This is a genomic window from Burkholderia singularis, from assembly GCF_900176645.1.
Lineage (GTDB): Bacteria > Pseudomonadota > Gammaproteobacteria > Burkholderiales > Burkholderiaceae > Burkholderia > Burkholderia singularis.
In genome coordinates this window covers 1-15065 of sequence record NZ_FXAN01000116.1, presented here as the reverse complement: position 1 = coordinate 15065, position 15065 = coordinate 1, and the positions used below count along the sequence as shown (strand labels likewise).

Sequence of the window (15065 nt, the reverse complement as noted above, 5' to 3'; positions counted from 1 at the left end):
GCCGTTGGTGCGGCGGCCGTTGCCGAAGCCGTCTGCGCTACGGGGGCCGCCGATGCGGCAGGCGCGTGCGAGGGTGCTTGAGCTGGCGTGACGGCCTGGGCGGCGGGAGCAGCGGGGGCGGCTGCCGCCGGCATCGGATCGCCGTGGGCGCGCTCGGCGGCGGCGGATGGAGCTGGGCTCGACGCCAGGTTTGAAGCAGGTGCGGCAACGCCTGGCATGGGCGCACTTGCGGCCGTCGAAGAGGGGCGCGCATCGTCGCCAGGCGGCTGCATGATTGACGGGTTCGCGTGAACGGGAGCGGTGGCTCGAATGGCGATGCCGTCGCGAGTAGGCAAGCTGTGTTCGGCGATTTGCGGGACCAGGCTGCCCGTATTGGCGCGGGCCGGTGCGGCGAGCGCGCCGTGGCCGGCAGTATCGGCGTCGATGGCGGCTCGCTCGGCGTGTGCGCCGGTTTCGTCGGCGGAGGCGGCCGTGCCGGCCTCGTCGAGCGCCGCGTGTGTTCCGGTGTTCGGGCCGGTGGTGCCGGAGGAGGCGGCGTCGCTGAACGGATGTAGCGCTTGCCGGGGCGCGCCTGCTGCCGCGGCCGCGGCCGAGGGGGCGAGGGGGGCCGCCGTTGCGCCGGCGGCGCGGATTGCGGTTGGCGCCGGTTCGCTGGCGGCGCCCTCAACCAAGGCTGTTGCCTCGGAGACGGCCGAATGATCCGTGCCGGTGTCGGCCTCGATTTCCGTTTCGACGCTGGCCTGGGCTTGCGCGCCGCCCGGCGCTTGGGCAACGATGCCGGCCGAAGCATCGGCGGGCGCGATCCCGGCGGCATGATCGATGGGGGCGCCGGCTTTGGTTGTTGTCGCGGCCGGCGGCATACCGGCGACAGCGTCGCTGGCCGATGCGGCGGGATTGGCCGCCGGCGCATCGACGACGTCGCCGCGCGGGCGTTCGATATCGGTCTGTCCGGCAGTGCCTGTATTCGAAGTGCTATGCGCTGTGACGGCTGCCGGGGTGCCGATGGTTTCGCTTGTGTTCGTGGCGGCTGCCGACGGCGATGCCACTGCCGTTTCCGTAGCCGCCGCAGGCGCGGAGACTGATGCTGGCGCGGCAAGTTCCCGCGTCGCTTCTCGCGCCGCCGAAGCGGGCGCGCCGGCGAGCGTCGCCCATTGCGCGGCACTCGCTTCGATCGAACGCAATGTCTCGTGCACGCTCGGCGCGGGCTCGATCGGCTGCGCGGGTTTTTCCGACCACGCATAGAGCGGCGCGCGAGCGGGGCTCACCGGCCGCTTGCGCGTGGCTTCGACGGCGGCCGGTTTGACGGACGAGTGCGCAGTGGAGGGGCGCGGCGTCGCAACGGTATTGCGCGGCGCGGCGGCTTGCCGCGACGGCGCAAACGTCATCGGGCGATTGCGTGCGGCGGCCACGGCAGCCTGCGCCGACGATCGGCGCGGTGCGAAGCGCTGCTCGGCTGTGGCGGAGCGGGTCGCAAAGGGGCCGCGGGCCGTAGCCGCCATAGACTGGGCCGGTCCTGCCGAGGCTCGGCGTGCCGGGCCGGAAGCGAATGGCGAATGCGGCGTGGCGGGCGTCGACGGTGCACCGCCGCGCGAGCCGATCATGGCCGGCTCGCCCGGACCGTTCGTCAACGCAGGCGGGCGGATTCCAGTTGCGGCCAGACCGGCGGAAGACATCTGGTCCGCCGATTTCGCCACGGCGAGGTGAGCGGATGCGATTGCGCTCGTGGCGCTCGCCACGCCGCTCGCCGATGCTTTCGCATACGCTGGGCTAGTCGTTTTTATCGCAGGATTGGCCACGCGTGCCATATCGGCAGACTGAAGCGACTGAAGCGACTGAGGCAATTGAGGCACGCCGCCCGTCCTGGCGACGCTGGCCGTTTTGGCGATGTCGCTTGCCGTGGCGCCGGCCGCTTTCGCCGTGCCGCCTGCCGCCGCCGTACCGCGTGCGGCCGTGCTGGGCTTAGGCCAGCCGACGGGCGCGGCCGTCGGCGTCGTCGCTCGTGCGCCGGCGGCCTGCGCGCGGCGTTCGTGCGGCGCGTCGCTGGGTTTCCACGGCGTGGGCCGTGCGTACCGGCCGTTTTGCCGCGGCGCCATCGAATTGACTGTATGCGCGCTCGTCGGCTGCATGTCGGCGCGGCCGTCGTCGCGATGCGGCGCGGTGCGCGGCAATTCGGCGGCACTGCGCGGTTCGTCAGCGCCGTGCTCGCGAGTCAGGCGGATGCCGAGCGATGCGTCGAGCCACGCGCTCGCTTGCCGCCAGCGGACGTCGAGCAGCCAGGGCAGCCCGACGAAAAACAGCACGATCATCGCGAGCGGCGTGCCGATGCGTCCGAGCACGTGTTCGAAGCCGCCCGCGAGCGCATGGCCGAATGCGTTCGTCGTCGCGTCGCCGGGTAGCGCGGCCGCGAGCGTGCAGCTCGCGGCGAGCACGCACAGGAAGCCGAGCCACAGCCGGATCGAGCCGGGGCCCGCGAGGCCGCTGCCGCCCGGCAGCATCGCCTTGACGAGCCGCCAGAAAAGGGGAATGAACCAGACGGCCGAGAAGCCGAACCAGCCGAGAACTACCGTTTGCATGCTCAGAGACAGCTCAGAAACTGAAGAAGGGTGGGCGCGCGATGCGCGATCCCGATGAGTTTAACCGGTCGGCTAGGAAGGTTTGGCGAACGGCGCGCGTGCCGCGTGCCGTTGCCGCAGTTGCGGGGCCGGCGCTCCGCATCGGGTGCGCCAGATCGAGGGGCCGCGCACCCGGTTCGCCGGCGTGCCGCCGCGCGGCGCTTATTTGGCGTCGCGCCGCGCGAACGTCAGCGTCGCGCCGTCGTCGGTGACGATGATGAGCTGCTGCGGGTCGCGCATCTGCACGCCGGCCTTCGCGATATGCTCGAGCGCCGCGAGATAGTCGCGTTCGAGCGCGCCGCGCGCCGGGGTGATGCAGGCCATCCGCGTGCCGGCGATCGGGCCCACGCTCAACACGCCGTTCTTCACGTCGTAGGGAGCCATGTAGCGATTGCAGCCCGAAAAGCCGGCAACGCGCCGCACGCCCGTTTGGGACGACAGCGCGAGCGCGATCGGCTCGCCGTTGTCGCCGTGCGGGATCTCGCGCGACGAGCCATCTGCGTTGCGCCAGTTGACGAGTTCCCAGCTTGTATTGTCGATGAGCTGGATCGTCGCGGGGTTGAACGGATCGGGCGCGGGCGCGTTTGAATCGGGATGGGTCGGCATCGTGCAAGCGGCGAGAAGCGCGGCGGCGCTCAGCGCGCCGAGCGGCGCGCGCAGCAAGCCGGCAAAGCGAAAGCGCTGGCGTGCTGCTGCGGATGAAATGAACATGGCCTCGTTCCTCTTCAAATCTTTCAATATGGCTGAACAAACCATAAGGGTAACGCACGAGGGACAGTTCCCGCCAATTGCCATCCGGCCAGCGTGCGCTGCCGGGCGTTGTGCGGCGTGCGCGGCGGTGCGGCACGCCGGCATGAGGCGCGGGCGATGGGGCGCGTACCGCTTCGATGGCGGCGAGCGGAATGACTTGCGCGAGACGGCGGGCCGCTTCGCATAATTGAAGAACGAGCGACGAGCGACGAGCGACGAGCGACGAGCGACGAGCGACGAGCGACGAGCGACGAGCGACGAGCGACGAGCGACGAGCGACGAGCGACGCTCAGCCGGCATGGCCCGCGAGGCTCGGCGACGGTGCGGCGTCGTCCGCCGCATCGGGCGCGGCGGACAGCGTCGAGGCGAGCCAATCGACGACGCCCGGCCATAAGACCTTGCCCGGCGCGCTGCGGAAAAAGCCCATGTGCCCGATCGGTCCGCAGCCGGTCGCGCGCGGATCGATTTGGCGGCGCTTGATGCGTGCATGCGTGAGGAAGCCGACCAGCAGGTCGATCGCGGCGGGCGTGGCCCACGGATCGTCGTCGATGCCGAGCGCGAGGATGGGCAGCGACGCACGCGCGAAGCGCGCGGCGGCGTCGAGCGTCGGATCGTCGAAGAAATAGCGGGGCAGTGTGGTCCAGCCGGCCCACTCGCGCATCACGCCGGCGGGCAGATCTTCGCCGAGACGTAAGCGCCGGCATGGCGCGTAGCCGCACAGCGCGCAAGCCACGGGCGCGATCGCGCCGAGCACCGTTCGTACCCGGAGCCGTTCGAGACGGCTGCGAATCAGGCGCGTACTGCCTGCGTGCGAGGCGACGAGTACGCCCGCGCGTAAATGGCGCGTCGCGTCGCAGAGGCCGATCGCGTGGCCGCCGAAGCTGTGGCCCACCGCGACGAGCGGCAACTGCGGGAAGCGCCGCCGGGCCCAGGCGGTTGCCGCTTCGACGTCGTAGTCGGCCCAGTCGCGCATGCGTGCGTCGAGCGCGCGCAGATCGGCCGGGCGCGAGCCGTCGACGCCGCGATAGCTGTACGTGAGCGCGGCGAAGCCGCGCGATGCGGCGTACTGCGCGAAGCCCGCGTATAGGCGTTCCGGTACGGCGGTGGCCGGATGCACGAGCATGGCCGCATGCGTCTGGCCCGCCGGGGGCCAGAGCGTGCCGCGCAGCGTATAGCCGTCGCTGGCGGCGAATTCGATCGACTCCGGTTGCATCGCGTTTTCCTCGCGCATTTAATTCGTGTGCGAAATATAAGGGAGGGAAATACTTCGCGTGAGAAATAAATTCGAGGCGCCGCTCGATGCCCGGCTGCGATGACCGGCGCACGGCGGCGCGGGCAGTGGAAGGGGCAGCCTGCGATCGCGTGCCGGTTCGACTCGATATGGCCGAGTGGGGCTCGGGCTTATCGCGCTCTCAATGCCGCATGCTTGTTTTTTTGTCGCACTTTCTGCCGTGCCGCGATGGCCGTCGATGCAGGTTCGGGCCGCGCATTGGCGGCATTCGTCCACTTACGCATCGGCGGGCAAGATAGAGCGGCGCTCGTTTGCCGCGACATCGGCATGCGTTTCCAACCTTCAGCTTTCAATGGCGCGCGCCATACGCGGCCTGCCGGCTTGGCGGCGCGTGGGCGTTTGCGCGTCGCGCCGGTAGCCTCACTGCAGCCGCAGCCGCAGCCGCAGCCGCAACGGCCGCTGCGCCAATCCCGCGTATGCGCGTGTTAACATCGCGGTTCGCTTTCGCGATCCTCCATCGAATCCACACAACCACACATCCACGAAGCGGGACATCTCATGCAGATCGGTCAGCGGCTCGGTACGCCGCTTTCGCCGTCCGCCACGCGCGTCATGCTGCTCGGCGCGGGCGAGTTGGGCAAGGAAGTCATCATTGCGTTGCAGCGGCTCGGTGTCGAGGTGGTCGCCGTCGATCGTTATCCGAACGCGCCCGGCCATCAGGTCGCGCATCGCGCGCACGTGATCGACATGACCGATCCGGCCGCGCTGCGTGCGCTCATCGAGGCCGAGCGGCCGCATCTCGTGGTGCCGGAAATCGAGGCGATCGCCACCGGTGCGCTCGCCGAAATCGAGGCGGCCGGCGTGGCGGAAGTGATCCCGACGGCGCGTGCCACGCAGCTCACGATGAATCGCGAAGGCATCCGCCGGCTCGCGGCCGAGGAGCTTGGGCTGCCGACGTCGCCGTATGCGTTCGCGCAATCGTTCGACGAATTCGCGGCAGCCCTCGCGCGCATCGGCGTGCCGTGCGTTGTCAAGCCCGTGATGTCGTCGTCGGGCAAGGGGCAGTCGGTCGTGCGCGCGCAAGCGGACATCGAGCCCGCATGGCGGTACGCGATGGCGGGCGGCCGGGTGAATCATGGCCGCGTGATCGTCGAGGGCTTCGTGCATTTCGACTACGAGATCACGCAGCTCACGGTGCGTGCGCTCGATCCCGTCACCGGTGAGATCGGCACCTATTTTTGCGAGCCGATCGGCCATCTGCAGGCGGCGGGCGATTATGTGGAATCGTGGCAGCCTCAGCCGATGAGCGCGAAGGCGCTCGAACGCGCGCGCGACATCGCGCGGCGCGTGACGTCGGCCCTCGGGGGGCGCGGCCTGTTCGGCGTCGAGCTGTTCGTGCGCGGTGACGACGTGTGGTTCTCCGAAGTGAGTCCGCGTCCGCACGACACGGGGCTTGTCACGCTTGCGTCGCAGCGCCAGTCCGAATTCGAATTGCATGCGCGCGCGATTCTCGGTTTGCCGGTCGACACGACGCTTGCGACGCCCGCCGCGTCGGCGGTGATCTATGGCGGGCTCGACGAGGCAGGCATCGCATTCGAAGGCGTGCGCGACGCGCTCGCGGTGCCGGGCGCGGATCTGCGCCTGTTCGGCAAGCCCGAGAGCTTCGCGAAGCGCCGCATGGGCGTGGCCGTGGCGGTCGGCGCGGGCGTCGACGAGGCGCGCGAGCGCGCGAAGCGCTCGGCCGGCGCGGTGCGGCCGGTGTCCGCGCGCTGAACGGAATGCGCGGGCGCGTGTCCATTGCATCGGTGCCGCGCGTGCCGACGGCGCGCTTCGGGCCGGATCGCGAGCCGTCGGGGCGTGGTTTCATCAGCACGCGCGGCGCGCGGGCGCGAAGAAAGGAGGTTGCGATGAAGTGGATGCTGATCGCCGTGTTGTGCCTGTCGAGCGCCGGCTGCGGGCTCGCGGCGGCGCCGTGCCGGGTGGCGTCGGCGGGGCTGAAGATCGTGCCCGTCGTCGGCCATGTCGCGGCGGCGCCCACCGACGCGTGCGCGGACGTCATCGACCCCTGATGGCGAGCGTGCGGCCGGCCAAAGTCCGAGTTCGATTCGACTCAATCAAGGAATGATCGATGAAGCGCAATACAAGCTGGATCTGGATCGCGATCGGCATGGCCGGTTTGTCGCTTGCCGCGGGCGCGGCGCATGCGGCGCGGCTGACGGTCGCGGAAATCGACGCGACTTCGCGTCAGACCGTCGTCTACCGATGCGCGAACGAGCCGCGGCCGCTGCGCGTGTCCTACTGGAACGCGAGCAATGGGCAGAGCTTCGCGCTCGTGCCCGTCAACGGCGCGCGTCTGCTGTTTGTCGACACAGTGTCGGCATCGGGCGCGCGGTATCAGGCGGGCCAATATGTATGGTGGACGAAGGGGCCCACCGCGAATTTGTACGATGAAAGCGCCGGCGGCCACGCGTCGCCGTTGCTTGGCGATTGCAACGAAATCCCGAAAAAGGCCGCAAACAACCGAAAAACCGAACGGTAACGGTTTCAGGCAATCGGCGCGCTGCGCGATGGCCGTCCGATTTCATCGACGGTTGCGGCGCGGCCGCAACCCGTTTGCCTCGGCAGCCGGGCCGCTTGCTGCGTGCGCGCCGACGCGTCAGTTTCGCCACGGCGAAGCTGTCCCGCAACGATGCTACAATACTGCCCTTTCTGCCGGCACGCCTGCCGGACGAAGCCTCGCGCACGGCCGCGCCTGCTTTTTGCGGGGCCTAAGCGCCGGCGGCGCCGCGCGGCGCGCCGCGGCTTCGTCTTCATTCCGAAGTGGTTTGCGCGGCCCGTCTCGCGGGCGGGCCTGCCGCGCTGGATGTCCCGCCGCGCTTTTTGAGCGAAACGCCACTATGTCCGATTCTGTTGCCAAGCCCGTCGACGCGACGTTCGACCAATTCGGCCTTGCCGCCGAGATTCTGAGAGCGATTGCCGAGCAGGGCTATACGACGCCGACGCCGATCCAGGCGAAAGCGATTCCGGTCGTGCTGTCCGGCCGCGACGTGATGGGCGCCGCGCAGACCGGCACCGGCAAGACCGCGAGCTTCTCGCTGCCGATCATTCAGCGGCTGCTGCCGCAGGCGAACACGAGCGCGTCGCCTGCGCGCCATCCCGTGCGCGCGCTGATTCTCACGCCGACCCGCGAGCTGGCCGACCAGGTGGCCGCGAACGTGCATGCGTATGCGAAACACACGCCGCTGCGCAGCGCCGTCGTGTTTGGCGGCGTCGACATGAACCCGCAGATGGCCGAGCTGCGCCGTGGCGTCGAGATCCTGATCGCGACGCCGGGGCGGCTGCTCGATCACGTGCAGCAGAAGACCGCGAACCTTGGCCAGGTGCAGATTCTCGTGCTCGACGAAGCCGACCGGATGCTCGACATGGGCTTTCTGCCCGATTTGCAGCGCATCCTGAACCTGCTGCCCGACGCACGTCAGACGCTGCTGTTCTCGGCGACGTTCTCGCCCGAGATCAAGAAGCTCGCGGCGACGTACCTGCGCGACCCGCAGACGATCGAGGTCGCGCGCAGCAACGCGACCGCCGCGACGGTCACGCAGATCGTCTACGACGTCGCCGAAGGCGATAAGCAGGCGGCCGTCGTCAAGTTGATCCGCGATCGCGGGCTGAAGCAGGTGATCGTGTTCTGCAACAGCAAGCTCGGCGCAAGCCGGCTCGCGCGGCAGATCGAGCGCGACGGGATCGTCGCGGCGGCGATCCACGGCGACCGTTCGCAAAGCGAGCGGATGCAGGCACTCGACGCATTCAAGCGCGGCGAGATCGAGGCACTCGTCGCAACCGACGTGGCCGCGCGCGGGCTCGACATCGCCGAGCTGCCGGCCGTGATCAACTTCGATCTGCCGTTCAACGCGGAAGATTATGTGCACCGGATCGGCCGCACGGGCCGCGCGGGCGCGTCGGGTGACGCGCTGTCGCTGTGCAGCCCGAACGAGCGCAAGCAGCTCGCCGACATCGAGAAGCTGATCAAGCGCACGCTGCCGCTCGAGATGCTGGCGCTCGACTTGCCGCGCCATCGTCACGATGAGCATCGCAGCGGCGGCGGCGGCGGCGGCGGCGGTCGGCGCGAGCGCGACGAGCGTCGCGGCGGGCCGATCGGCGGGCGCCGCGTGGCGGGCGGCGAGCGCGCGTATCATCCGCGCCGCGAAGCGCCGATCGACGAGTTCTTCCTGAAGCCATACGAGCCGTCTCCGTCCGTGCGCCAGCCGGAAGAGGCGAAGTCCGCGCAGCCGGAGAAGAAAGCGCCGAAGCCGCGGCTCGCCGCGCTGCTCGGCGGGTTCGGGATGCCGCGCAAGACGTCGTCTTGACATGAGCCGGGCGCCGGACACGGATGCCGGGCGCCCCGTGCAGGCGTGGCGGCGGAGACGCTTAAATTTTCCGTCGAGCGACGCCGTAGCCGCCGCAGTCACCACGGGTTCGAGAGCGAAAGCCCAATGGTTCTCCGCGCGGAAAGCACCGCGTCCGGCATGACGATCCGGTCGCCGGCGCGGCGCGTTGATCGGCACGAATGGACCGCTTTGCGCGGGAACGACTCGGCGCGGCCCATGCGGCCGTCGTCGCTCATCAAGTCAATATCCGTATTCGATCGATTGCCGTTCGGATGCCGGCATGACGATATCACCCAGTCTTTTGCCCGGTCACGAAGTTTGGTTTGCCTGCCGCGCGGGCCGCGGAAGGCGTGCGCCGCACTGGCGAAGCGGGGCGGCGAGCGCTGCGCACGCGTATCGCGGCGCTGTGCGTTGCGCGGGTGACGGCGTCCCGGCGCTGCCGCTTGGCGGCTGAGCGCCGGCGTGCGGACGCGGTCAGCCGCGCGCGTGAGGGCCGAATCGCGCCGCCCAAGCGGCGATCGCGGCGGCATGGAACGCGTCGAGCGATTTGCCCGCGGACGGTTCGAGCGCCAGCCCCAGATGCGCCGCCGCCGCGACGAGCGCGGGCAGCGGCTCGGCGGCATCGAGCGCGGCCGCGCCGGTTTGCTTGCTGAGCTTTTCGCCGTTCGCGTCGACGACGACGGGCACATGCAGATAGTGCGGCGTCGGCAGCCCGAGACAGCGTTGCAGGTAGATTTGACGCGCCGTCGAATCGAGCAGGTCGACGCCGCGCACGACGTGCGTGATGCCGGCATCGCCGTCGTCGACGACGACCGCGAGCTGATACGCCCATTGGCCGTCCGCACGCTTGAGCACGAAGTCGCCAACTTCGGTTGCGAGATTCTGGGTTCGCGCGCGCTGCCAACGGTCATCGAACGTGACGATGGCCGCCGCGCCGTCAGGCACGCGCAGCCGCCATGCGCGTGCGGGTTTGCCGCGCAGGCCCGTGCGGCATGTGCCGGGATACGCGAGGGTCGTGTGCCGCTCGTGAGCGGCGCGCAGCGAATCGGCGATTTCCTTGCGAGAGCAGCCGCAGGGGTAGACCCATCCCGCGGCCGTGAGCCGCTCGAGCGCCGCCGCGTAATGCGGGACGCGCGCGCTTTGCCAAACGGGCGGCTCGTCGGCAACGAAACCGAAGCGCCGCAGCGTGGCGAGGATCGCGTCGGCCGCGCCGGGCACGGTGCGCGGCCCGTCGGTATCCTCGATTCGCACGAGCCATGCGCCGCCCCAGGCACGCGCATCGAGCCAGCTTGCGAGCGCGCCGACGAGCGAGCCGAAGTGCAACGGCCCGGTGGGCGACGGCGCGAAGCGGCCGCGATAGGCTTTCGTCATTCGCTGGCTGACCTGCTGGGCGATCGGTAAAGGCGACGCAGCGCGGCCTCAGGCGGCGTGCGCCGGTTGCGCGTACCGGCTCGCGGGCTGATCGGGATGGCACGCGGGGCACGACTTGCCGGGCACGTAGAGCGGCGATCGTTGCGCGTCGGCCGTCACCACCGCGCGGCACGCGAAGCAGGTGACGTCGGCCGTCGGCGCGAGGCTCGGGTTGAGCGCGGTACGGTAATCGAACACGAAGCAGTCGCCGTGATAGTGCGCGCCGCCCACTTCTTCGAAGTATTTGAGAATCCCGCCTTCGAGCTGGTAGACGTGATCGATGCCGATTTCCTTCATGTGGATCGCCGCCTTTTCGCAGCGAATGCCCCCCGTGCAGAACGACACCACGGTCTTGCCTTCCAGATCCGCGCGGTTCGCGTCGATCACGTCGGGGAACTGGCTGAATTTGTCGATCCGGTAATCGAGCGCGTCGTCGAACGTGCCGACGTCGACTTCGAATGCGTTGCGCGTGTCGAGCATCACAACGGGGCGGCCCGCGTCGTCGTGGCCTTGGTCGAGCCATGCCTTCAGCGTGCGTGCGTCGACCGACGGCGCGCGACCCAGCTCGGGCTTGATCGCGGGCTTTTTCATCGTGATGATTTCGCGCTTGAGCCGTACCAGCATGCGCCTGAACGGTTGGGAGTCGGACAGGCTTTCCTTGAACTGTAAGTCGGCGAACTTGCCTTCGAACAGCGGATCGTGACGCAGGTAATGCACGAATGCATCGGTGGCGTCGCGCGGGCCCGCGATGAAAAGGTTGATGCCTTCGGGCGCGAGCAGGATCGTGCCGCGCAGGCCGAGTTCGTTGCAGCGGGCGGCCACGAGCGGGCGCCATTGCTCGATCGAGTCGAGCGAGACGAAGCGGTAGGCGGCGAGATTGACGGTGGTCATGTCGATCGGAAAACGGTAAAGCGGCTGCGGCTTGCCGATGCGGACGCGCCGCGCGGTGCGCGCGCGGCGGGACGCTCGGGGCCGGAGCAGACGAAGACGGAAAGACCGTATTATCCCGCAAATGGCGCGGCTTTCCGCAGTCGGCCGAACGGCCGGTCGCGCGAGCGCGGCACGCGCTTTCGTTTTCGTATCGCGTCGGCCGCGCGGAACGGGGGCGGCAGCCCGCGCGGCCGAGCGGCTCGGTGTTGCGGTGCGCCGTACCGTCGCCGCCGATTGGGCGGGATCGTCGGCGCGCCGGCGTCGGTGCCGGCGCGCCGCGCAGCCGCGCGCGATACGGCTTCGACCCTCGGCCGAACGGCCAACGCCGGCATTTTTACGCCGCGTGCGCGATGGTCCGGTCATGGGGCGGCTACAATAGCGCCCATGTCAGATCCCCGCTTCGTTCATCTTCGCGTCCATTCCGAATTCTCGATCGCCGACGGCATCGTGCGCCTTGACGACATCGTCAAGGCGGCGGCCAGCGACGCTCAGGGCGCGCTCGCACTGACCGACCTCGGCAACGCGTTCGGTCTCGTCCGTTTTTACAAGGAAGCCCGCGGCGCGGGCATCAAGCCGATTGCCGGCTGCGACGTCTGGATCACCAATCACGATGATCGCGACAAACCGTCGCGCCTGCTGCTGCTCGTCAAGAACAAGCGCGGCTACCTGAATCTTTGCGAGCTGCTGTCCAAGGCGTGGCTCACGAACCAGTACCGCGGCCGCGCGGAGCTTGACGCGAGTTGGTTTGAAGACGGCCTTGCCGAAGGGCTGCTCGCGCTGTCGGGCGCGCAGCAGGGCGACATCGGCATTGCGTTCGCGGCCGGTAACGACGCGGCCGCGCGCCGCCACGCCGCGCGCTGGGCGAAGCTGTTTCCGGGCGGTTTCTACATCGAACTGCAGCGTTATGGCCAACCAGGCGCCGAAACGTATATCGAGCAGGCCGTGACGCTCGCGGCTGAACTGAAGCTGCCCGTCGTCGCGACGCATCCGCTGCAATTCATGACGGCTGACGATTTCACCGCGCACGAGGCGCGCGTGTGCATCTCGGAAGGCGACATCCTGGCGAATCCGCGCCGTCAAAAGCGTTTCACGACCGACCAGTATTTCCGTACGCAGGACGAGATGGCCGCGTTGTTCGCGGATCTGCCGTCGGCGCTCGCGAACACGGTCGAGATCGCCAAGCGCTGCAACCTGACGCTCGAACTCGGCAAGCCGAAGCTGCCGCTCTTTCCGACGCCCGACGGGATGTCGCTCGACGACTATCTCGTGCAACTGTCCAAGGAAGGGCTCGAGAAACGCCTCGCGCAGCTCTATCCGGACCCGGCCGAGCGCGATGCGCAGCGCGCCACGTATTACGAGCGTCTCGATTTCGAGTGCGGAACGATCAAGAAGATGGGCTTTCCCGGCTACTTCCTGATCGTCGCGGACTTCATCAACTGGGCGAAAAACAACGGTGTGCCGGTCGGGCCGGGCCGCGGCTCCGGCGCGGGCTCGCTCGTTGCCTATGCGCTGGGTATCACCGATCTCGATCCGCTGCGCTACAACCTGCTGTTCGAGCGCTTTCTGAATCCGGAGCGGGTGTCGATGCCCGACTTCGATATCGATTTCTGCCAGCACGGCCGCGACCGCGTGATCCAATACGTGAAGGAGAAGTACGGCGCGGACGCGGTGTCGCAGATCGCCACCTTCGGCACGATGGCCGCGAAGGCGGCCGTGCGCGATATCGGCCGCGTGCTCGATCTCGGCTATATGTTCACCGACGGCGTGGCGAAGCTGATCCCGTTCAAGCCGGGCAAGCACGTGACAATTGCCGACGCGATGAAGGAAGAGCCGCTCTTGCAGGAGCGTTACGACAACGAGGACGAAGTTCATCAGCTGCTCGACCTCGCGCAGCGCGTCGAGGGTTTGACGCGCAACGTCGGGATGCATGCGGGCGGCGTGTTGATCGCACCGGGCAAGCTCACCGATTTCTGCCCGCTGTACACGCAGGGCGACGACAGCGGCGTCGTCAGCCAGTACGACAAGGATGACGTCGAGGCGGTCGGCCTCGTGAAGTTCGACTTTCTGGGTCTGACGACGCTGACGATCCTCGATTGGGCCGAGCGCTACATCCGCGGGCTCGATCCGGCAAAGGCCGACTGGTCGCTCGCGCAGGTGCCGCTCGACGATCCGGCTTCTTTCCAGATCCTCAAGAAAGCGAACACGGTCGCGGTGTTCCAGCTTGAAAGCCGCGGGATGCAGGGGATGTTGAAGGATGCGCAGCCCGACCGCTTCGAGGACATCATCGCGCTTGTATCGTTGTACCGGCCGGGGCCGATGGACCTGATCCCGAGCTTCTGCGCGCGCAAGCACGGACGCGAGAAAGTCGATTATCCGGACCCGCGCGTCGAGCCCGTCCTGAAAGAGACCTACGGGATCATGGTCTATCAGGAGCAGGTGATGCAGATGGCGCAGATCATTGGCGGCTATTCGCTCGGCGGCGCGGATTTGCTGCGCCGTGCGATGGGCAAGAAGAAGCCGGAGGAGATGGCCAAGCATCGCGAGATTTTCGCCGAAGGCGCCGCGAAGAATGGCCTGTCGCGCGAAAAGTCCGACGAGATCTTCGACCTGATGGAGAAGTTCGCGGGCTACGGCTTCAACAAGTCGCATGCGGCGGCATACGCGCTGCTTGCGTACTACACCGCGTGGCTGAAGGCGCACCATCCGGCCGAATTCATGGCCGCTAACATGACGCTCGCGATGGACGACACCGACAAGGTGAAGATCCTGTTCGACGACTGTCTTGCAAACGGCCTCGCGGTGCTGCCGCCCGACATCAACCATTCCGGCTACCGGTTCGAGCCGGTCGCGCAGGCGTCCGGCAAGCGCTCGAAGACGATCCGCTACGGCCTCGGCGCGGTGAAGGGCAGCGGGCAGAACGCGATCGAGGAGATCCTGCGTGCGCGCGAAGAAAAGCCGTTTGCCGATCTGTTTGATTTCTGCGTGCGGATCGACCGGCGCGTGGTCAACCGCCGCACGATCGAAGCGCTGATCCGAGCCGGCGCGTTCGACTCGCTGCACGCGAACCGCGCGCAGCTGATCGCATCGGTGCCGCTCGCGGTGGAGGCGGCCGATCAGGCGGAAGCGAATGCGTTGCAAGCCGGGCTCTTCGACATGGGCGACGAGCCCGCGCATGCGCACGCGCTCGTCGACGAGCCTGCGTGGGACGACAAGCGCCGGTTGCAGGAGGAGAAGACCGCGCTCGGTTTTTACCTGTCCGGCCATTTGTTCGATGCCTACCGCGACGAGGTGCGGCGCTTCGCGCGCCACAAGCTCGGCGAATTGAAGGAAGGGCGCGACAAGCTCGTGGCCGGCGTGATCGTGTCGCTGCGCACGCAAATGACCCAGCGCGGCAAGATGGTGATCGCGCTGCTCGACGACGGCACCGGCCAGTGCGAAGTGACGGTGTTCAACGAGCAGTTCGATGCGAACCGTGCGCTCTTCAAGGAAGACGAACTGCTGATCGTGCAGGGGCAGGCACGCAACGACGCATTCACGGGCGGCATCCGTTTCACCGCCGACAGCGTGATGGATCTCGAACGCGCGCGCAGCCGCTATGCGCAGGCGGTGCGGATGACGATGAACGGCAATGCGGATGCGGGCGCGCTCAAACGCGTGCTCGAAGCGCATGCCGCGACGGCCGATGCGCCTGCCGAACCGGGCGCGCCAAGCGCGCCGCCGCGAGGTGCGCGCAACGGCGACGGCGGG

At 68.4% G+C, this 15065-nt stretch carries 11 protein-coding genes; 5 read left to right on the top strand and 6 right to left on the bottom strand.

Annotated features, from left to right (window positions below):
- From BSIN_RS25910 to BSIN_RS23425, 3 genes are all read right to left on the bottom strand, one after another.
- On the bottom strand, positions 1–2573 hold a 2573-nt coding region (locus BSIN_RS25910; RefSeq protein ID WP_502213868.1), incomplete at its 3' end, for a DNA translocase FtsK 4TM domain-containing protein.
- A 201-nt stretch (positions 2574–2774) separates the two neighbouring features.
- Positions 2775–3323: an META domain-containing protein gene (locus tag BSIN_RS23435; RefSeq protein WP_089342193.1), complete on the bottom strand. Its 549-nt coding sequence runs from the start codon at positions 3321–3323 to the stop codon at positions 2775–2777.
- A 328-nt stretch (positions 3324–3651) separates the two neighbouring features.
- Positions 3652–4575 carry an alpha/beta hydrolase family protein gene (locus BSIN_RS23425; protein WP_143757534.1) on the bottom strand — a complete coding sequence of 308 codons (924 nt, stop codon included), beginning with the start codon at positions 4573–4575 and terminating at the stop codon, positions 3652–3654.
- Positions 4576–5151: 576 nt separating this feature from the next.
- On the opposite strand from BSIN_RS23425, the gene purT reads away from it, so the two are divergent.
- The 4 genes from purT (at position 5152) to BSIN_RS23395 (ending at position 8957) form a co-directional block, all read left to right on the top strand.
- A complete protein-coding gene (purT, locus tag BSIN_RS23415; RefSeq protein WP_089342190.1) occupies positions 5152–6366 on the top strand; it encodes a formate-dependent phosphoribosylglycinamide formyltransferase in 1215 nt (404 codons plus the stop codon).
- Positions 6367–6500: 134 nt separating this feature from the next.
- A complete protein-coding gene (locus tag BSIN_RS26870) occupies positions 6501–6662 on the top strand; it encodes a DUF6726 family protein (RefSeq protein WP_059513272.1) in 162 nt (53 codons plus the stop codon).
- A 59-nt stretch (positions 6663–6721) separates the two neighbouring features.
- Positions 6722–7132 (top strand): MliC family protein, encoded by a 411-nt coding sequence (locus BSIN_RS23405; RefSeq protein WP_089342189.1) that lies wholly within the window; start codon positions 6722–6724, stop codon positions 7130–7132.
- 358 nt (positions 7133–7490) lie between these two features.
- Positions 7491–8957 (top strand): DEAD/DEAH box helicase, encoded by a 1467-nt coding sequence (locus BSIN_RS23395; protein WP_089342188.1) that lies wholly within the window; start codon positions 7491–7493, stop codon positions 8955–8957.
- Positions 8958–9055: 98 nt separating this feature from the next.
- Here the strand turns inward: BSIN_RS23395 and BSIN_RS25905 are convergent, their stop codons facing one another.
- The 3 genes from BSIN_RS25905 to BSIN_RS23380 form a co-directional block, all read right to left on the bottom strand.
- Positions 9056–9217: a hypothetical protein gene (locus BSIN_RS25905; protein ID WP_218192445.1), complete on the bottom strand. Its 162-nt coding sequence runs from the start codon at positions 9215–9217 to the stop codon at positions 9056–9058.
- A gap of 235 nt (positions 9218–9452) precedes the next feature.
- Positions 9453–10349 (bottom strand): tRNA glutamyl-Q(34) synthetase GluQRS, encoded by an 897-nt coding sequence (gluQRS, locus tag BSIN_RS23385; protein WP_089342186.1) that lies wholly within the window; start codon positions 10347–10349, stop codon positions 9453–9455.
- A gap of 48 nt (positions 10350–10397) precedes the next feature.
- Positions 10398–11279 carry a sulfurtransferase gene (locus BSIN_RS23380; RefSeq protein ID WP_089342185.1) on the bottom strand — a complete coding sequence of 294 codons (882 nt, stop codon included), beginning with the start codon at positions 11277–11279 and terminating at the stop codon, positions 10398–10400.
- A gap of 423 nt (positions 11280–11702) precedes the next feature.
- Between BSIN_RS23380 and dnaE the strand changes: the two genes are divergently transcribed.
- Positions 11703–15065, top strand: a 3363-nt coding sequence (gene dnaE / locus BSIN_RS23375; RefSeq protein ID WP_089342198.1) for a DNA polymerase III subunit alpha, incomplete at its 3' end; no start/stop codon positions are given.

What these genes read in the sequence shown, in the direction of transcription:
- BSIN_RS23435 (WP_089342193.1), bottom strand. Translation starts at nt 3,323, where the DNA reads ATGTTCATTTCATCCGCAGCAGCACGCCAGCGCTTTCGCTTTGCCGGC.
- BSIN_RS23425 (WP_143757534.1), bottom strand. Translation starts at nt 4,575, where the DNA reads ATGCAACCGGAGTCGATCGAATTCGCCGCCAGCGACGGCTATACGCTG.
- purT (WP_089342190.1), top strand. Translation starts at nt 5,152, where the DNA reads ATGCAGATCGGTCAGCGGCTCGGTACGCCGCTTTCGCCGTCCGCCACG.
- BSIN_RS26870 (WP_059513272.1), top strand. Translation starts at nt 6,501, where the DNA reads ATGAAGTGGATGCTGATCGCCGTGTTGTGCCTGTCGAGCGCCGGCTGC.
- BSIN_RS23405 (WP_089342189.1), top strand. Translation starts at nt 6,722, where the DNA reads ATGAAGCGCAATACAAGCTGGATCTGGATCGCGATCGGCATGGCCGGT.
- BSIN_RS23395 (WP_089342188.1), top strand. Translation starts at nt 7,491, where the DNA reads ATGTCCGATTCTGTTGCCAAGCCCGTCGACGCGACGTTCGACCAATTC.
- gluQRS (WP_089342186.1), bottom strand. Translation starts at nt 10,349, where the DNA reads ATGACGAAAGCCTATCGCGGCCGCTTCGCGCCGTCGCCCACCGGGCCG.
- BSIN_RS23380 (WP_089342185.1), bottom strand. Translation starts at nt 11,279, where the DNA reads ATGACCACCGTCAATCTCGCCGCCTACCGCTTCGTCTCGCTCGACTCG.